Raw genomic sequence first — 18350 nt, 5'->3', positions numbered from 1 at the left:
GCATCACGCATTTTATCCCCCATATCCGATAGGACGATGAATGACTGTCCCCTCCCCAAATGCGGAAACAGTGGTTGCCAAACGCGGCATCTGGGGCTGGGTCATGTTCGATTGGGCGGCACAGCCCTTTTTCACGGTCGTTACGACCTTCGTTTTCGGACCCTACTTTGTCGCCCGCCTCACCGATGATCCTATTTCGGCGCAGGCGACATGGAGCAATATGGCGACGGTCTCCTCGATCATCATCGCCCTCTTCTCGCCCATCCTCGGCTCCATTGCCGACCAGTCCGGCGCGCGCAAACCGTGGATCGCCTTTTTTGCCGCCATCAAGATCGTCAGTCTTTTATTCCTCTGGTTTGCAGCACCGGGTTCGCCGATCATCCTGCCCATCGTCTGCATGATATTCGCATCCATCGCGGCGGAGTTTTCGATCGTCTTCAACGATTCCATGATGCCGCGACTGACCAATCCGCAGAATGTCGGACGCATTTCCAATCTCGCCTGGGGGCTCGGTTATCTCGGCGGCATGGTGGTGCTGATTGCCGTGGTGACGCTTCTGGCCGCAAATCCACAGACAGGGCTGACTATCGCCGGTATCAAGCCGCTTTTCGGTCTCGATCCCGCAACCGGCGAGGACGCCAGAATAACCGGCCCGATAGCTGCAATCTGGTATTTGCTCTTCATTCTGCCGATGTTTCTGCTGACCCCGGATGCGGACAGGGGCCTACCCTTCGGAGCGGCGATCCGCTCTGGTCTTGCGGAGCTCAAGACAACCCTGCGCGAACTTCGAGACAGACCCGTCCTGTTGCGGTTCCTGATTGCACGTATGCTTTATCAGGACGGCGTCAACGGCGTGCTCATTCTGGGTGGCGTATTTGCGGCGGGAATGTTCGGTTGGGCGACGATGGAAATCGGCCTCTTCGGCATCCTGCTCAACGTCGTCGCCATCGTGGGTTGCTTTGCGGCCGGGCGCGTCGATCAGAAACTTGGCTCGCGGATCACCATACTCATCAGCCTGGTTCTTCTGCTCATCGCGACGGTCGGCATCGTCTCGACAGGAAAGGGCTCGACACTGTTTGGCTGGATCCAATTGCCCACAGCGGACAATGGCGGCATCTTCGCAACCGGCGCGGAAAAGGCCTATCTGCTCTATGGCATATTGATTGGCCTCGCCTTCGGTCCCGTTCAGGCCTCGTCGCGTTCCTATCTGGCGCGCAACATCACCATTGCCGAGGCGGGACGCTATTTCGGCATCTATGCGCTATCGGGCCGCGCCACCAGCTTCATGGCGACGCTGTCCTTTTCAATAGCAACCTACCTCAGTGGCTCCGCACATATTGGCATGGCCACCCTCATCGTGTTTCTGGGGTTGGGCTTTGTTCTGTTGCTGCGCGTCCCGGAACGGGCGGCAAGCTAAAGAACCGGAGAGAGCATTTGAGGGGTCTCACCCGAAATGCTCCAGCCTCCTTCAGAGCTGATCGAGTTTTTGCTGCAATGCGCGCAGCTGCGACTTCAGCTCATCGATTTCGGATGCATTCGGCTTGCGCGTTTCCTTGGGCGCCTGCGGCATTGCAAAAGGCGTGAACCCCTGCATCGCCTGCCGGAACAGTTCGGTATTGCGGCGGATCTGCTCTTCCATCATTTGCAATGGAGCCTGGAAATTCCGGGCAAGCGACCCGTCACCGAACGCCTTGGCCATATGCTCCTGCATCTGGCTCTGCTGATCGGAGAAGGTTTTCATCGAATGTTCGAGAAATGTCGGAACGACCATCTGCATCTGGTCACCGTAATAGGAGATCAATTGCCGCAAAAACGCCGTTGGCAAAAGCGTATTGCCGGTTTTGGCTTCCTGTTCAACAATGATCTGCGTTAGAACCGCATGAGTGATGTCTTCGGATGATTTGGCGTCCTGAACCTTGAAGTCCTCGCCGCGTTTAACCATCTGCGCCAGATCATCCAGCGTCACATAGGTGCTGGTTCCGGTGTTGTAGAGCCGCCGGTTGGCATATTTTTTAATGATTGTTTCGCCGTCGTGTTTTGCCATGCCCGCCTCCTCGCGATGATGGTATTTTCTTGTTTTTTGGTGTTATTGCTCTTCCCGCGCGAAGTGTATGCGCAAAACAAGCCTCGTGACAAATGTTTTGTGCATCGCAACAGTTTGTTTTTTGCGCAGCAATTTTCCGCAAGATTCCGGCTTGATTTAGCAACATCTTTTAAAGCAACTTTCGGCATTTGACTTGTATTCAAAGCTTTGCCAGTCTCCGCCCGCAAGTGAGGAGAAACAGATGACGCCTTCAATCGTGATTGCCAGCGCTGCGCGCACTGCCGTCGGTTCTTTCAATGGTGGCTTTGCCAATACGCCCGCCCACGAGCTTGGGGCAACCGTCATCAACGCCGTCCTGGAGCGCGCCGGTGTCGCAGCCCATGAAATCGACGAGGTCATCCTCGGTCAGGTGTTGACGGCAGGCGAAGGGCAGAACCCGGCGCGGCAGGCGGCAATGAAAGCCGGCATTCAGCAGGAAGCAACCGCCTTCGGCATCAATCAGTTATGCGGTTCCGGCCTGCGCGCTGTCGCACTCGGCATGCAGCAGATCGTTACCGGCGACGCGGCCATCATCATTGCCGGCGGTCAGGAATCCATGTCCATGGCGCCCCATTGCGCCCATTTACGTGGCGGCGTGAAGATGGGCGATTTCAAGATGATCGACACCATGCTGAAAGACGGCCTGACGGATGCCTTTTACGGCTATCACATGGGCATAACCGCCGAGAACATCGCCCGGCAATGGCAGCTTTCCCGTGATGAACAGGACCAGTTCGCTGTCGCATCGCAAAACAAGGCCGAAGCCGCGCAGAGCGCCGGCCGTTTTGCGGATGAGATCGTGGCTTTCACGGTCAAGGGCCGCAAGGCAGATATCATCATCGATGCTGACGAACACATCCGTACCGGTGTTTCGCTGGAAATCATGGCAAAGCTGCGCCCCGCCTTCGACAAGGAGGGCACGGTAACGGCCGGCAACGCCTCCGGCCTCAATGATGGCGCTGCTGCCACACTTTTGATGTCGGAGCAGGAAGCGGCAAAGCGCGGTATCAAACCGCTGGCGCGCATCGCCTCCTGGGCGACGGCGGGTGTCGATCCGCAGATCATGGGAACCGGCCCCATCCCCGCCTCACGCAAGGCGCTGGCCAAGGCAGGCTGGTCGATCGGCGATATCGGCCTCGTTGAGGCCAACGAAGCCTTTGCCGCCCAGTCCTGCGCTGTCGTGCGTGAGCTTGGTCTTGATCCTGATATCGTCAACGTCAATGGCGGTGCGATCGCCATCGGCCATCCGATTGGCGCATCCGGCGCCCGTGTGCTGAACACGCTGATTTTCGAGATGCGCCGCCGCAACGTATCGAAGGGGCTCGCGACGCTCTGCATCGGCGGCGGCATGGGTGTTGCCATGTGCATCGAGGCGCTCTGAAAACCGCCGTGCGGCCTTCCAAAAAGCAATTCCGGTTCAGCGGCCAATAGGGTAGAAGCGGTCTCCCATTGGCCGCATTTCTGTGGCCGTTGAGCACGGCTAAAACAGTTCAGGAAATGGAGGCCATATGAGCCGGGTTGCGTTAATTTCGGGCGGGACAAGCGGCATAGGCGCAGCAATAGCCCGCGCCTTGCAGGCAGCCGGCTACCAGGTGGCCGTCAATTACGCCTTCACGACCGATAGGGCAGAGGCCTTCCAGAAAGAAACCGGCATCCCCGCGTTTCAATGGGACGTGCGAGACTATGATGCCTGCGTGAAAGGCATAGCCCAGGTTGAAGAGGCCTTCGGCCCCGTCGAGGTTCTCGTCAACAATGCCGGCATCACCCGCGATGCGATGTTTCACAAGATGACACCGCAGCAATGGCGCGAGGTGATCGACACCAACCTCACCGGCGTCTTCAACATGACGCATCCAGTCTGGCCGGGTATGCGCGACCGCGGCTTCGGTCGCATCGTCAATATTTCCTCCATCAATGGCCAGAAGGGCCAGGCAGGCCAGGTCAACTATTCCGCCTCAAAGGCTGGCGATATCGGCTTCACCAAGGCGCTCGCCCAGGAAGGCGCAAGCCGCAACATTACCGTCAACGCCATCTGCCCCGGTTACATCGGCACGGAGATGGTGAGGGCTATACCGGAGAAAGTGCTGGCCGAGCGGATCGTGCCGCAAATCCCGGTCGGGCGCCTGGGCGAACCGGAAGAAATCGCGCGCTGCGTCCTGTTTCTCGTGTCGGACGAGGCTGGTTTCATAACCGGCTCCACGATGACCGCAAATGGCGGGCAATATTTCGCCTGAGATCGGCACCCTTCTAACGGGAAGGAAGCAGGTAAACTTTTCGTGATATTTGCCCTGATGATATCGCCACGCACAAAAACTTGATCGAAAAATACCGCAATATAGGAACTGCTAAACTAATGAAAATACGACAGTTTTCGTATAGTTTAGAATGAATCCAGAGTTCACTTTCGGATATCCTCGGAGGTTTTTCTTGACAGTGGGTGTCCTGTTTTGGTTTAAGAACGAAAACAACGTGTTGCGTCATACAGGCAGTCGATCATGCTGGTTTGCAGCTGCAATTACATCACCGACCACGATATCCGGGACGTCATTAACGAACTCCTCGATGAGGACTGTTGGCAGCTTATCGTTCCGGCAAAAGTGTATCATGCCATGGAAAAACGTGGCCGCTGCTGCGGCTGTTTCCCGACTGTCGTCGACCTGATCATACAGACAACTGAAGAATATCACGCCCGTCGCCACTCGACGGAAGCAGATGTTTTTGATTTTATGTCCCGCTTGAAGCGATTCCATGAAGAGAACAGGAGAGCGGACATTGAAAGGCGACACAAGAGTCATCGAGCGGCTTAACGAAGCCCTTTTTCTAGAACTCGGTGCGGTAAACCAGTATTGGCTTCACTACCGACTTCTGAATGACTGGGGCTACACCAAGCTTGCAAAGAAGGAGCGTGCGGAATCCATCGAAGAGATGCAGCACGCCGACAAGATCATCGATCGTATCATTTTCCTGGAAGGTCATCCCAACCTCCAGACCCTGGCTCCCCTGCGCATCGGTCAGAACGTCAAGGAAGTGCTCGAAGCCGATCTGGCGGGCGAATATGACGCACGGACGTCCTACAAGAAATCGCGCGACATCTGTTCCGAGGCCGGAGACTATGTCTCGATGAAGCTGTTCGAAGCACTGCTGATCGACGAGGAAGGTCACATCGACTTCCTTGAGACCCAGCTCGAACTGCTCGGCAAGATCGGTGCGGAAAAATACGGCCAACTCAACGCCGATTCCGCCAACGAGGCAGAATAAGCTTTCGCAATCGACCAAAGAAAAGGCGGCCAGTGGCCGCCTTTTTTATTACTTGCCGGCAAGGTGCCGGAATTCCGCAACCACTTTCTCGTAGACCGCGCGCTTGAAGGGCACGATGAGCTCTGGCAGGCTTTCCATCGGCTTCCAGTCCCAGGCGTCGAATTCAGCCGTATGCCCTGTTGGAGGTGGGTCGATCTGGATTTCGCTTTCGTCGCCATCGAAACGGAAGGCAAACCAGCGTTGCGCCTGCCCGCGATACTTGCCTCTCAGGCCGATGCCGATCAGTTCGGGCGGCAGATCATAATGGATCCAGTCGCTCGCTTCCGCCAGCAACGTCACCGTTTTCATCCCCGTCTCTTCGTAAAGTTCGCGAATGGCGGCCGTCAAAGGCCGTTCACCGTCATCGATGCCGCCCTGCGGCATCTGCCACAATTGCGGTGAACCGTCATATTCCGAATTGCCTTCCCTGATGCGCCGGCCGGCCCAGACAAGGCCTTCGGCGTTCAGAACCATAATCCCCGCACAGGGACGGTAAGGCAAATCTTCTGCTTTGATTGTCATTGGAAACCCGCACTGTCTGCGCGCCGAAAAGGCGCTAAGGAATGGCCGCGCAGAAGGTTTACTGCCCCGCCTGCTGCGAAACAAGCGCAGAAACACCAACGATCTCAATACCACGACCGCCCGCCTCCCGCGACCACTTCGAGATTGCAGCGATGCTTTCGTCAAAAGCCGAGGCAACGCCGATCGCCTGACCGTTACGTCGCGCGATCCGCTCCAATTCGTCCAGCTTGTGCAGGATAGTGGCTTCGGTGACCTCACCGTCAAGCAGAACATCGGCAAAGCCCTGCGGCGCGGAAATGGCTTTGGCAATCCCGCCGCTCAGCGACTGCGCCGAAGAGGCATCGTCCAGAAAAAGCAGCCCGCGCTTGCCGATATCGCGCATGACCGGCTCGAGCGCCGCCTGCTCGGAAAGGAAACGCCCGCCGAGATAATTCATGATGCCAGTATAATTGGTAATTTTCGCCATGGAGCGATGCAGCCGGTCGATATTGACCTTCGCGGGATCGCCCGCCAGCAGCGTGTCCGGGCCGGGATTGGTGCCGGGATACCCGAAGGGCTCCAGCGGTATCTGGAGAAGGATTTCATGCCCCTCACGGCGTGCTTCCTGCATCCAGCGCTGCAGGCTGTTACCGCTTGCAGCAAAACCGAGCGTCACCTCCGGCGGCAGTTCCCGGATCGCCTTTTGCGAACCCGTCTGGCTGAGGCCGAGACCACCGACCACGATCGCCACCCGGGTGCCGCGTGCGCCGGACCATGGCCGGGCATATTGCTCCATCGGCCGCAAACCATCGGCACCGACGACCGGCAATCTGCCGAATGCGGTTTCTTCCAGCAATGCATCATTCGGCCGCGTGGCCATGCGCGGATCCTGACCGTAGGTCTGGCCGCTCATCAGCACCGGTCCGTCGCTGTCACGGGGGCGAGGAGAATAGACCGATACCACATTGCCATCCGGCATCGTCGCCCGATTTATATTCGCGCCGGAGCGGCCGCTTTCCGGCTTCAGACCAGCCGTATCGTTGGGATCCGCCACATCGGCTGCTGCCGTTTTCGGAGCATCTTCGGGGAGCTGGGGCTGGGTGTCCGGCCCGGAAGCCGTCTTCTGCAGATTGCCGGGCGACAGGGCCGTATAGACGGAAAGCCCGCCGATCGTCAGAACTGCAAGCGCGGACAGAACCATAATGACGGAAAAGCGCCGGTTGATACCGGCGCTTTTTTTCTGTCGACCCAGAAGCGGTTTTCGCAGGTCAGAAGGCAATGAACGATCCGTCCAAACGGTTAGGCAATCGAGAAAATGCGCCGGCTGGCCGGCGCATCCATCTTACTGCTTGTTGACCACAGCCTTGTCCGGGTTCGGCGGGAACGACGGATCGGTCTTGGCACCGCGCAACAGGTCCAGCGCATAATTCAGCTGGATATCGTCCTTGGCTTCCGGCGGAACGTAAGCTGAAGAACCCGAACCTTCGTCCGTTTCGCTCTGGCCCTTTATATGGCCGGTCAGGCTGGATTCACCTTCGGTCGTGACACGGCCCTGCAATTCCGGCGGCAGCGGCTGTTCGACCTTGATATCAGGCGTAATGCCCGTGCCCTGGATCGATTTGCCAGACGGCGTGTAATAAAGCGCCGTGGTCAGACGCAGCGCGCCGGCCTCGCCGAGCGGGATGATCGTCTGGACCGAACCCTTGCCGAAGGAGCGCGTGCCGACCACAGTCGCGCGACGCAGATCCTGCAGCGCACCGGCGACGATTTCAGACGCCGAAGCAGAGCCACCGTTGATGAGCACGATAACCGGCTTGCCATCGGTCAGATCGCCAGCCGTTGCATTGAAGCGACGGGTCTCGTCCGGGTTACGGCCACGGGTCGAAACGACTTCGCCACGCTGGAGGAAGGCGTCGGAAACATTGATCGCCTGATCGAGCAGACCACCGGGGTTGAGACGCAGATCGAGCACGTAGCCCTTCAGCTTGTCAGCCGGCACATCCGTCTTGATCTTCTTGATCGCCTTTTCGAGATCGTCATAGGTCTTCTCGGTAAATGAGATGACGCGGAGATAACCGACATCGCCCTCGACACGGGACTTGACCGCGCGTACGGCAATGACATCACGCATGACGGTGAATTCGAGCGGTTTGTCGGCGCCCTGGCGGATGATCGTCAGCTTGATCGGCGTCTTGACCGCGCCGCGCATCTTCTCGACCGCCTGCTCCAGCTTCAGACCGCGAACCGGCGTACCGTCGATTTCCGAAATATAGTCGCCGGCAAGAATGCCTGCGCGCGAAGCCGGCGTGTCGTCCATCGGCGAGATGACTTTGACCAGTTCATTTTCCATGGTCACTTCGATGCCGAGACCGCCGAACTCACCCTTGGTCTGGGTGCGCATGTCGTTGGCGTCCTTGGCATTCATGAAGCTCGAATGCGGATCAAGCGAGCTGAGCATGCCGTTGATGGCGTTTTCGACCAGCTTCTCGTCATCCGGCGGCGTCACATATTGCGCACGCACACGTTCGAACACGTCGCCAAAGATTGACAGTTCCTTATAGGTCGAAGGCCCGGCCGCCTGTGCCGGCATGCTCGCCGAATAAATCACACTCATCGCCGTGGCGCCCATAAGCCCACCGATAAGGAGAAGCGAAACCTTACGAATCATTGTGCGCCCTTCCGGTATTTTTTGCGGTCCACCAAGGTTGGGAATCAACCGGCACACCATCTTTCCTGAACTCAATGTAGAGCGTTGGCCGGTCGGTTTCCAGCGCCAATGCTGCTGCACTCGCTACTCTTTTTGCACCCATGGAGGCGATTGGCTCTCCGGAGAACACAAACATTCCCTGTCGTGTCCTCACATTGTCCATTCCCGTCATGACCACATGGTATCCGTCACCCGTATTGAGGATGATCATTCGGCCGTAACTGCGAAAATCTCCGGCAAATACAACAAAGCCGTCTGCGGGTGCCGTCACGATGGCCTCAGGTCCGGTCGCGACGACAATTCCCTTGGAAAAGTGGCCCGTACCATCCGCATCGCCGAACCGGCGCAACACATCTCCAGCCACCGGCAGGTCCAGCTTTGCCTTCAAACTCGCGAAGGGATATGCGGGCGCAATACGGTTTTTATCGGGCATTCCCGCCTCGGCTGCGGCACGCTCCTTCTCACGTTCCGCTTCGGAAAGACGGGCCACGCGCTGCTCTTCCGCACGCGCCCTTTCCATAGCTTCCCGCACCGAACTGATCTCACTTTCAAGCGAACCGACCAGACCCTCAAGGCTGGTCGCCTTGCTTGCAAGCTCCTCGGATCGCTTACGTTCCGCCTCCAGCGCCGCGGCCGTCTGCGAATTTCTGCGGTCGTTTTCAGCAAGCAGCAGGTCGAGGCGTTTTTCCTCTTCCAGACTTGCCGTCATCATACCCGTAAGATCGTCCTTTTCGCGAGCGATTGCCTGCCTGACGTCGGTCAATTCTTTGAGAGCAGAAACCAGCTTGTCGGTCTCACCGCGAATGCCGGGCACGACGGCGCCGAGAAGAATGGCGCTGCGCACCGAAGCCAGCGCATCATCAGGCGAAACGAGAAGGGCGGGGGGAGGGTTTCTGCCCATACGCTGCAGCGCCGCCAGAACCTCCGCCAGCACGCCACGCCTCTCGCGCAGTGATGCCTTGACGCCATCTTCGCGGACCGAAAGCTTGGCCAGACGATCCTCGCCATCGCTGATCTTGGTTTCCAGTGCCTTGCGGCGCGCAGCCGACGCTATCAGCTCGTCGCGGATACGGGCGCTATCCTGATTAAGGGAAGCAATGCTTTCCTCGAGATTTCGCGTCTTGTCTTCCGAAAGTCCGATGCTGTCGACCAGTTCTTCCAGATCCTGGCGGTTCTGATCACGGCGCTTTTCCAGCGTCTGAAGCGCCTCCGGCGACGAATCACCCTCACCAGCAGGCGCGGCACCCGCATCGTCGCGCGAAAAGGCGCGTTCAACGGGGGAAATCCCCAGGACAAGGACAGCGAAAACCGCGCCCGCAAGGGCAGCGTGGCGTTTTCGTTGAGACCTCTTGTCCATTTGAACTTTCTTTGATGCCGAAGCAGGAGCGCCGATATTAGGGATTTTGCCCCAATCTTCCAAGAGGCCAGAAACAGGCTGGCTTCAAAGCCTTCCACGCCTTTCCGTCTCGCGAAGCTTCATGTTGAAATTGAGACAATTTTCCACATGAAGATCACGCTCAAACGCGATGATAGGGATGACCGGAGAGGATGGTGACGGCGCGGTAAAGCTGTTCGGCGATCAGAATACGAACGATCTGGTGCGGCCATGTGAGCTTGCCGAGATTAAGAACGGCCGCCGCTCTGTCGTAAAGTGCAGGATCTAGGCCGTCGGCGCCACCAATCGCGATCACGAGGTCGCGCTTGCCGCTATCACGCAGATCGCCAAAAAATGAGGCAAAGGCCGGGCTATCCAGCGCCTTGCCGCGCTCGTCCAGCAGCACAAGCACGGTACCATCAGCCAGATGTTTTTCCAGCATCGCCGCTTCTTCGCGCTTGCGCGTCTCCGCGTTCGATGCCCGGCTTTCCGCGACCTCGATCACGCGCGAAAACTCCAACCCGATCGCCGGGCCGGTTTTGGCAAGGCGTTCGATATAACGGGTCGCAAGATCCTTTTCCGGGCCGGATTTCAGCCGTCCCACCGCAAAAATCGAAATCCGCATCGCAAACCTGCATCCATCGTGACCCAACAGGGTCACGCTCTTAACAGCATAGCCTACGGATTCCTATGCGGCCGGCTTGCTTTCCGACCACACACATCGACCCGAAATCAAAAATGATATTCGGGAGGCCCGATGTGCGACGTCAAAGGCTCACCGCATCAATGCAGCGTGTCTTCCGGCATTTCCGGCGTCGCCCACATTTTTTCAATGTTGTAGAAGACACGGATTTCCGGACGGAACACATGAACGATGATATCGCCGGTATCGATCAGCACCCAATCTCCGGTCTCGAGACCTTCGACGCGGGCGCTTCCAAACCCTTCATCCTTCATATCCTTGAGAAGATGCTCGCAGATCGCCGAGACATGCCTGTTCGATCGCCCGGAGACCACCACCATGTAGTCCGCAAGCGCCGATTTTCCGGCAATGTCGAGAGATACGATATCTTCAGCCTTGGAGTCCTCGAGGCTCGCGAGGACGGTTTCGAGGGCGTGGTCGGCGGCATCGGCGCCACTGTCCTGACCCTTCGGGATAGCAACAAATGCTCTTCCCTTGGCGTGTACTGTTGTCAGAGGTTTTCCCTTTCCAAGAATGACAAAACAGGCACTGGCGACGCGAATCTGTGCGTCACCAGATTAAGGTGGCACCAAAGCATTAACTTTTCAAGATATGGAGCCTTCAACGGCTGTCGCATACATCATTTGTGATTATTGCGGAGCGCCGTCGAACTGAGCGTGGAACGCGGACCATGGATAAAGACCCAGGCAGGCGCCTTTTTTTTCCACAAAACACCCGCATCATCCTCATCGATCCGCGCCTGGCTATAGGCCTGCGCCATGGTGGAGGAGAGGTAGGAGAGGGTGGAACCCGGCCGGTCGATCACCGCAATCGGAAAGGTCTCGGCGATCCTTCGCCATTGTTGCCAGCGATGGAAGCTTTTCAGATTGTCGGCTCCCATGATCCAAATGAAGCGAACATGCGGATTTTTTGCTTTCACCTTGGCAAGCGTATTGGCCGTGTAGCTGATCCCCAGCGATTTTTCAAAAGCTGTCACCTTGATGCGGGGATCGCTGACCAGCCTTTCGCAGGCAGCGATACGATCCTCCAGAGATGCCAGCTCCGAGCGGCTTTTCAGCGGATTGCCTGGCGTCACCATCCACCAGAGCTGGTCTAGACCCAGCCTGCGAAGCGCTATTTCGGCAACAAGGGCATGGCCGGCATGCGGCGGATTGAAGGAGCCGCCAAACAGCCCGACGACCATGCCGCGCTCCACATGCGGCATGGTGAGATAACGTCTGTCGAGGCGTGTTTCGACCAGCAACTATCAGGTCCGCGTCTGACCGGTGCCATGCACGCGGTATTTGAACGAGGTGAGCTGCTCGACACCAACCGGGCCGCGTGCATGCATCTTGCCCGTGGCGATGCCGATTTCCGCACCCATTCCGAATTCACCGCCATCGGCAAATTGCGTGGAAGCGTTATGCAGCAGAATGGCCGAATCGAGTTCGTTGAAGAAACGCTCGACCACCCCTGGGTCCTCGGCGATCACCGCCTCCGTGTGGTTGGACGAATAGGTGCTGATGTGCTCGATCGCGCCGGAAATACCGTCCACGACAGCAACCGAAATGATCGCATCGAGATATTCGGTGCGCCAGTCATCTTCCGTTGCGGCTTTCAAGCCCTCGACAACATTACGCACGGCCTGCGAACCGCGTACTTCACAACCGGCCTCGATCAGGCCCTTGACGAGCGGTTCAAGATGCGTGGCAACAACAGCGACATCCACCAGCAGCGTTTCCGCCGCGCCGCAAATGCCGGTGCGGCGCATCTTGGCATTCACGACGATGCGTTTCGCCATGTCGAGATCGGCCGATCCGTCGACATAGATATGGCAAATACCTTCCAGATGCGCAAAGACCGGCACACGCGCCTCGGACTGCACCCGCGCAACCAGGCTTTTGCCTCCGCGCGGCACAATCACGTCAACCGCGCCATTCAATCCACCAAGAAGCGCGCCCACGGCAGCGCGGTCGGTGACCGGCACCAGCTGAATGGCATGCTCGGGAAGGCCGGCGATCTTCAGGCCCTCGACGAGGCAGGCATGGATAGCACGCGATGAATGTTGCGAATCCGAGCCGCCGCGCAGGATGACCGCATTGCCCGCCTTGAGGCAGAGCGCGCCGGCATCTGCAGTCACATTCGGGCGGCTTTCGTAAATCACGCCGATGACGCCAAGCGGCGTGCGCACGCGCTCGATCTTCAGACCGTTCGGGCGATCCCAGGCGGCAATAACTTCGCCAACCGGATCAGGCAGCGCGGCAACCGAGCGGATGCCTTCGGCGATGCCGGCGATCCGCGCATCTTCAAGCGTAAGCCTGTCGATGAAGGAAGCGGCAAGGCCGCTATTATCCGCCGCCGCCAGATCTTTCCTGTTGGCGGCAAGGATCGTTTCCCTCGACGCCTCGATGGCGGACGCCATGGCGAGAAGCGCACGGTTTTTCTGATCCGTACCTGCGATGGACAACGGTCGCGAAGCAGATTTTGCCTGTGCACCGATGGTCATCATCAGTGCATCAATATCATGGCTCTGCTTCACGGCCTGTTCAGGCATGGACCTCATCCTTTTCAGTATTTTTAACTTTCACGGCGGCACCCGTCATTACCAGATCGTCGCGATGGATCATCGCCGCACGCCCCACATAGCCAAGTATCGCCTCGATCTCGTTGGACTTGTGACCGATGATAAGACGCGCCTCTTCCGCATCGTAGCCTGCAAGGCCGCGCGCGACCTCTCGGCCTTCAACGCCGATAATGGCAATCGCATCGCCGCGCCCAAAATTGCCCTTCACCACCCGCACGCCCGCGGGAAGCAGGCTTTTACCGGCATAGAGCGCTTTTTCCGCACCCGCATCCACATGAATCTCACCTGCCGGCTGCAACTGACCGGCAATCCAGGTCTTTCGCGCCGTCACCGGTGTGCCTGATGGCGCAAACCACGAGGAGCGGGCGCCGTTTTCGATGGCCTTCAACGGATTGAGCGTCTTGCCGGAAGCGATGATCATGCCGCAGCCTGCAGCGGTCGCGATCTTGCCAGCATCGATCTTGGTGCGCATGCCGCCGCGTGAAAGCTCGGAAGCCGCACCGCCTGCCATGGCCTCAATCTCGGGCGTAATATCTGCAATCGTCTCAAGGAACTTCGCATCCGGATCAAGATGCGGCGGAGCCGTGTAAAGCCCGTCAATATCAGACAGCAATACCAGAAGATCGGCACCGGTCATGGTGGCCACGCGGGCGGCCAGACGGTCATTGTCGCCGTAGCGGATTTCGGTGGTTGCCACCGTGTCGTTTTCATTGATGATCGGAATGGCACCGATCTTCAGCAGCTGGTTGATGGTGGCGCGCGCATTGAGGTAACGGCGGCGCTCCTCGGTGTCGGACAGCGTCAGCAGAATCTGGCCAGCGACGATCTCATGCCGCGACAGGCTTTCCGACCAAGCCCGCGCCAGAGCGATCTGGCCGACGGCCGCCGCTGCCTGACTTTCCTCCAGCTTTAATGCGCCGGAGGGCAGACCGAGCACCGTGCGGCCGAGCGCGATGGCGCCAGAAGACACCACCTGAACATCTGCGCCGTTTTTCTTCAGCGCAGCGATGTCCTCGCAAATGGCGTCGAGCCAATCTTTCTTCAGCCCGCTTTTCCGGTCCACCAGAAGTGCCGAACCGATCTTGATAACGATCCGGTGGTGGCTACCCAGCGGTTTGCGGGTGAGGCTCATAGGCGATCGTCCTCTTCCTCGGCCTCGCTATCCACAGGCATTGAGCGGTCGGGAAGGGCGGTCTCGCCGCCATTGCTTGCCGAGACGATGATATCGCGAAGGGCGCGCAGCGCCTCCGTCATACCGATGTGGGCAGCGGCAGACAGAAGGAGCGGAGGACGGCCGCAGGCCTTTTCCAGTTCCTTTGCCTTCTTTTTCAGTTCTTTTTCGTCCAGCACGTCGATCTGCGAAAGCGCCACGATTTCTGGCTTGTCGGTCAGCCCGCCACCATAGGCATCCAGTTCGGCCTTAACAGTCTTATAGGCCTGCCCGACCTTTTCTTCCTGAGCGGAGACGAGATGCAGAAGCACACGGGTGCGCTCCACGTGGCCGAGGAAACGGTCGCCGATGCCAACACCCTCATGCGCGCCTTCGATCAGGCCGGGAATATCGGCCAGCACGAATTCACGGCCATCGATGGTCGCAACGCCGAGGTTCGGATGCAGGGTCGTGAAAGGATAATTGGCGATCTTCGGCCGCGCGCGCGTCACGGTCGCGAGGAATGTCGACTTACCTGCATTCGGCAGACCAACGAGACCGGCGTCAGCGATCAGCTTCAGGCGAAGCCAGAGCGTCTTTTCTTCGCCCGCAAGGCCCGGATTGGCATGGGTCGGCGCCTGATTGGTCGAAGACTTGAAATAGGCGTTGCCGAAACCGCCGTTACCGCCAGCGGCAAGACGAAAACGCTGGCCTTCCTTTGTCAGGTCGACGATCAGCGTCTCGTTGTCTTCCTCGAAAATCTGCGTGCCGACAGGCACTTTCAGAACCACGTCGGAACCCTTGGCGCCGGTGCGGGTCTTACCCATGCCGTGCTGTCCGATCGAGGCCTTGAAATGCTGCTGGAAGCGGAAGTCGATCAGCGTGTTGAGACCGTTGACCACCTCGATCCAGACGTCGCCGCCGCGTCCGCCATCGCCGCCATCAGGGCCGCCGAACTCGATGAATTTTTCGCGCCGGAAGGAAACGGCGCCCGCGCCGCCATCACCGGACTTGATATAGATTTTTGCTTCATCGAGAAATTTCATCGGACTGCCGTTCTGTCGGTTTGCGGGCACATCAGCTCAAGGCGTTGTGCCAAACAAAAATATCGTCGTTTCGAATACAAGCGCTTCTCCACAAGGTCAAAGACTATCGTGCGGGAAGCGCCTGCGTGAGACAAGGCCGGTTTGCGGAAACCGGCCTTGTTTTGATTGTCAGCGGTGCTGCTGAACGAAATCCTCAGCCGTGATCGCCGTATCGATATGCGCCACCATCGCAGCACGCGCCGTGGCGTAAATCTGGTGGCAGCCGGTCACCCGGAAGCCCAGTTTTTCCTGCACGCGCAGCGAAGCCGGATTATCCGCAAACACACCGGAATGGAGAACCACACCGGGCATGCGGCGGAAGAACCGCTCGACCACGGCGGCCACCGCCTCGGTCATATAACCCTTGCCCCAGTAGAACCGGTTCAGCCAGTAGCCGAGATGCCACTCGCCGTGCCGCAATTCGACCGAGACGACGCCGATGAGTGTATCGTCACCGCTTGTGATGGCGAAATCCCAATCGGGCAGGGTGCCTGAAGTACGCAGGACCAGCCATTCCAGCGCATCCTGTCGATGATACGGCGCGGGAACACGGGCAAGCATCCTGGTCACGGCAAAATCGCCAAGCGATTCCGCAATGCTGCCAGCATCGGAAAGCCGCTGCGGACGCAGCACCAGACGCGACGTCTCGATGACCGGGCAGGGGCCGGGCGGCGCGACCGTCGCAGTTGCCCGGTGACGGATAAGCTCGATCGTGCTCATCCCATGTCCCCCCAGCTCTTTAGCGAAACCCAGGTCTTGCGGTCCAGCCTGTACCATTCTACCGGTACCATGCCGCCCAATGCCAGCGAACCGACCATGCCGGAGCCCTGGAACTGGAAACCGCACTTCTGGATGACCCGGCGCGAGGGGATGTTGGTGACCCGGCAGCGGGCATCGATCTGGTCGATTTCACGCGTGCGGAAGGCCATGTCGATCAGCGCATGCGTGGCTTCGGTCATGTAGCCCCGGTTCCAGTAGGGTTCCCCCAGCCAGTAACCGATTTCCAGCGTCTTTTCGTCTTCCTGCGGCTCAAGCGCGCAGCAACCCAGAAACTCGCCATTGTCCATGCGGGTAATCGCATAGACGCACTTGCCGATCTCGCCAGCATTGGTGCGTCGCACGAAGTCCGCGGCGTCTTTGGCCGTGTACGGGTGCGGCATACGCGACACCATGGTCGCGATATTGGCATTGTTGGCAAGATGGGCAAGGGCGTCGATGTCTTCTTCGTGAGGCTTGCGTAAAACCAGCCTCTGCGACAGTAAAACGGGGCAATCGCTCCTCGACCGATCGGGCCTCGGCCGCTCTTCGGGTGACCGTGATTGGTCAACCCTCAACAATTCAGCTTGCATGGTTCAGTCCCTCCTGGGGGTTAAAGAAAAAGGGGAGTTGGGTGGTACCCCATCTCCCCTGTTTTCTTGACTGAACCTGATACGTCTCAGCCGGGTCGATGGGACACCGGCTGCATATGACGCTTACCGGCTTATTCTGCGGCTTCCGCTTTCGGGGCCACGGATACGAATACGCGGCCGTTGGCCTTCGTACGGAAGTTCACGTTACCTGCGGTCAGTGCGAAAATCGTGTGGTCCTTGCCGATGCCAACGTTGGCGCCCGGATGCCACTGGGTTCCGCGCTGACGCAGAATAATGTTGCCTGGAATGACAGCTTCGCCGCCGAACTTCTTTACGCCAAGGCGCTTGGATTCGGAATCGCGACCGTTACGCGATGAACCGCCAGCTTTTTTGTGTGCCATTGGAGTTCTCCTTTAAACCTTGTTTCCCGTGTCGCGCCTATCAGGCAGCAACGATGTCCGTGATGCGGACGACAGTGTGATGCTGACGATGGCCGCGCGAACGCTTGGAGTTCTGACGACGACGCTTCTTGAAGGCGATGACCTTCTTGCCGCGATTGTGCTCGACAACTTCAGCCTTGACGATGGCACCCTTGACAAAGGGAGCACCGAACTGAGCGTCGGCGCCTTCGCCGATCACGAGAACTTCGGTGAATTCTACGGTTGCGCCTGCCTCTGCTTCCAGCTTTTCGATGGTCAGCACGGCATCGGCCGCTACGCGGTACTGCTTACCGCCGGTCTTGATGACTGCGAACATTTGTTATCCTTTCATGTTCGTTCCGGCTCTGCCCGCAAAGCAAGCTGGCCGTCTTTTTATCAGTCGGAGTAGCGGAAATCCGTCAGGACTGAATGCCCTTTTGAAAGTCTGCCGGTGAAGCCGCCTTTGAAGGGCGGAATAAACAGAAGGCGCAATACGCCATCAATTTGGGTGCGAATTACGCGAGACATCAGTTTATGTCAAGATGACGGATGTTTGAAAAGTAACTCTAACGCCAAGAATTTCATACTTTTTTGGCAAGCGACGCAGTCAGGTCTCGAAATTTGCGCAGCAAGTGTTTATATGGGCCTTCAACAAGGAGCAGAAATGGCCCGCATAGACCAGACCGACGATTGGCGGGACCGCCATGCGCCGACACTTTCCGCCTTCGAGTCGCTTGCGATCGAGGCATATGGCCACCTGCCAGAAGAATTCCGTGCATTGACCAAGGATCTCGTCATCGAGATCTCGGATTTCCCGACAGACGAAGTGTTCGAGGACATGGCGCTCGAAACACCGTTCGACCTGCTGGGATTGTTCGAGGGGCGCGGTATCTCCGAACGTTTCACCATGGAAACCGGCGAGATGGTGAACCGCATCACGCTTTATCGCCGCCCCATTCTCGACTACTGGGCCGAGAATGAGGAAACGCTGGGCGACATCATCACCCATGTCCTCATCCACGAGATCGGCCATCACTTCGGCCTGTCGGACGACGACATGGAGCGGATCGAGGAAAGCGCCGACGAGGCCGCGGCGGAGCGCTGAGCCCGCCGACAGC

Annotated in this window: 20 protein-coding genes and 1 pseudogene; 6 read left to right on the top strand and 15 right to left on the bottom strand. The window is 58.3% G+C overall.

What is annotated here, in order from left to right:
• Nucleotides 1–40: 40 nt before the first annotated feature.
• Nucleotides 41–1417: an MFS transporter gene (locus ACQZ6D_RS23960; protein ID WP_111782544.1), complete on the top strand. Its 1377-nt coding sequence runs from the start codon at nucleotides 41–43 to the stop codon at nucleotides 1415–1417.
• A gap of 51 nt (nucleotides 1418–1468) precedes the next feature.
• On the opposite strand, the gene phaR is transcribed toward ACQZ6D_RS23960, so the two are convergent.
• A complete protein-coding gene (phaR, locus tag ACQZ6D_RS23955) occupies nucleotides 1469–2044 on the bottom strand; it encodes a polyhydroxyalkanoate synthesis repressor PhaR (RefSeq protein ID WP_003516476.1) in 576 nt (191 codons plus the stop codon).
• 241 nt (nucleotides 2045–2285) lie between these two features.
• On the opposite strand from phaR, the gene ACQZ6D_RS23950 reads away from it, so the two are divergent.
• From ACQZ6D_RS23950 to bfr, 4 genes are all read left to right on the top strand, one after another.
• Nucleotides 2286–3464 (top strand): acetyl-CoA C-acetyltransferase, encoded by a 1179-nt coding sequence (locus ACQZ6D_RS23950; protein WP_065705113.1) that lies wholly within the window; start codon nucleotides 2286–2288, stop codon nucleotides 3462–3464.
• Nucleotides 3465–3591: 127 nt separating this feature from the next.
• Entirely contained in the window at nucleotides 3592–4317 is a 726-nt protein-coding gene (gene phbB, locus ACQZ6D_RS23945) for an acetoacetyl-CoA reductase (RefSeq protein ID WP_013636970.1), read from the top strand.
• Between the two features lie 261 nt (nucleotides 4318–4578).
• Nucleotides 4579–4890, top strand: coding sequence for a (2Fe-2S)-binding protein (locus ACQZ6D_RS23940; protein ID WP_013636971.1), 312 nt, complete (start codon nucleotides 4579–4581; stop codon nucleotides 4888–4890).
• The gene (gene bfr, locus ACQZ6D_RS23935) at nucleotides 4856–5341 is read left to right on the top strand and encodes a bacterioferritin (RefSeq protein WP_003516472.1); all 486 of its coding nucleotides are present in this window, start codon (nucleotides 4856–4858) and stop codon (nucleotides 5339–5341) included. Before ACQZ6D_RS23940 ends, bfr begins: the two co-directional genes overlap by 35 nt.
• A 48-nt stretch (nucleotides 5342–5389) precedes the next feature.
• On the opposite strand, the gene ACQZ6D_RS23930 is transcribed toward bfr, so the two are convergent.
• From ACQZ6D_RS23930 to rplU, 14 genes and pseudogenes are all read right to left on the bottom strand, one after another.
• Nucleotides 5390–5902, bottom strand: coding sequence for an RNA pyrophosphohydrolase (locus ACQZ6D_RS23930; protein WP_013636972.1), 513 nt, complete (start codon nucleotides 5900–5902; stop codon nucleotides 5390–5392).
• 58 nt (nucleotides 5903–5960) lie between these two features.
• Nucleotides 5961–7160 (bottom strand): divergent polysaccharide deacetylase family protein, encoded by a 1200-nt coding sequence (locus tag ACQZ6D_RS23925; protein ID WP_065705111.1) that lies wholly within the window; start codon nucleotides 7158–7160, stop codon nucleotides 5961–5963.
• A 63-nt stretch (nucleotides 7161–7223) separates the two neighbouring features.
• Nucleotides 7224–8549, bottom strand: coding sequence for a S41 family peptidase (locus tag ACQZ6D_RS23920; RefSeq protein WP_003516467.1), 1326 nt, complete (start codon nucleotides 8547–8549; stop codon nucleotides 7224–7226).
• Nucleotides 8539–9945 (bottom strand): murein hydrolase activator EnvC family protein, encoded by a 1407-nt coding sequence (locus ACQZ6D_RS23915; protein WP_065660031.1) that lies wholly within the window; start codon nucleotides 9943–9945, stop codon nucleotides 8539–8541. Before ACQZ6D_RS23915 ends, ACQZ6D_RS23920 begins: the two co-directional genes overlap by 11 nt.
• Before the next feature lie 160 nt (nucleotides 9946–10105).
• Nucleotides 10106–10588 (bottom strand): 23S rRNA (pseudouridine(1915)-N(3))-methyltransferase RlmH, encoded by a 483-nt coding sequence (gene rlmH, locus ACQZ6D_RS23910; RefSeq protein ID WP_003516464.1) that lies wholly within the window; start codon nucleotides 10586–10588, stop codon nucleotides 10106–10108.
• Nucleotides 10589–10746: 158 nt separating this feature from the next.
• Nucleotides 10747–11191 (bottom strand): annotated as a pseudogene (rsfS, locus tag ACQZ6D_RS23905) (ribosome silencing factor).
• A gap of 94 nt (nucleotides 11192–11285) precedes the next feature.
• Nucleotides 11286–11870 (bottom strand): nicotinate-nucleotide adenylyltransferase, encoded by a 585-nt coding sequence (locus tag ACQZ6D_RS23900; RefSeq protein ID WP_083211690.1) that lies wholly within the window; start codon nucleotides 11868–11870, stop codon nucleotides 11286–11288.
• A gap of 42 nt (nucleotides 11871–11912) precedes the next feature.
• On the bottom strand, nucleotides 11913–13199 hold the full coding sequence (locus ACQZ6D_RS23895) for a glutamate-5-semialdehyde dehydrogenase (RefSeq protein WP_065705109.1): 1287 nt from the start codon (nucleotides 13197–13199) through the stop codon (nucleotides 11913–11915).
• On the bottom strand, nucleotides 13192–14361 hold the full coding sequence (proB, locus tag ACQZ6D_RS23890; protein ID WP_003516458.1) for a glutamate 5-kinase: 1170 nt from the start codon (nucleotides 14359–14361) through the stop codon (nucleotides 13192–13194). The genes ACQZ6D_RS23895 and proB overlap by 8 nt, the downstream gene beginning before the upstream one ends.
• Nucleotides 14358–15425 (bottom strand): GTPase ObgE, encoded by a 1068-nt coding sequence (gene obgE / locus ACQZ6D_RS23885; protein WP_003516456.1) that lies wholly within the window; start codon nucleotides 15423–15425, stop codon nucleotides 14358–14360. The genes proB and obgE overlap by 4 nt, the downstream gene beginning before the upstream one ends.
• A 168-nt stretch (nucleotides 15426–15593) precedes the next feature.
• The gene (locus ACQZ6D_RS23880) at nucleotides 15594–16184 is read right to left on the bottom strand and encodes a GNAT family N-acetyltransferase (protein ID WP_448730140.1); all 591 of its coding nucleotides are present in this window, start codon (nucleotides 16182–16184) and stop codon (nucleotides 15594–15596) included.
• The gene (locus ACQZ6D_RS23875) at nucleotides 16181–16813 is read right to left on the bottom strand and encodes a GNAT family N-acetyltransferase (protein WP_003516453.1); all 633 of its coding nucleotides are present in this window, start codon (nucleotides 16811–16813) and stop codon (nucleotides 16181–16183) included. Before ACQZ6D_RS23875 ends, ACQZ6D_RS23880 begins: the two co-directional genes overlap by 4 nt.
• A gap of 131 nt (nucleotides 16814–16944) precedes the next feature.
• Nucleotides 16945–17214 (bottom strand): 50S ribosomal protein L27, encoded by a 270-nt coding sequence (gene rpmA / locus ACQZ6D_RS23870; protein WP_003492686.1) that lies wholly within the window; start codon nucleotides 17212–17214, stop codon nucleotides 16945–16947.
• A gap of 40 nt (nucleotides 17215–17254) precedes the next feature.
• Nucleotides 17255–17569 (bottom strand): 50S ribosomal protein L21, encoded by a 315-nt coding sequence (rplU, locus tag ACQZ6D_RS23865; RefSeq protein ID WP_003516451.1) that lies wholly within the window; start codon nucleotides 17567–17569, stop codon nucleotides 17255–17257.
• Between the two features lie 327 nt (nucleotides 17570–17896).
• Here rplU and ACQZ6D_RS23860 point away from each other — a divergent pair, with 327 nt between their 5' ends.
• Nucleotides 17897–18337 carry a metallopeptidase family protein gene (locus ACQZ6D_RS23860; RefSeq protein WP_003516449.1) on the top strand — a complete coding sequence of 147 codons (441 nt, stop codon included), beginning with the start codon at nucleotides 17897–17899 and terminating at the stop codon, nucleotides 18335–18337.
• Nucleotides 18338–18350: the final 13 nt, after the last annotated feature.

The sequence above is a fragment of the Agrobacterium sp. 22-3639C2 genome, from assembly GCF_053522105.1.
Note: the sequence above shows the minus strand (reverse complement) of the source record. Positions and strands in the feature narration are given on the sequence as shown.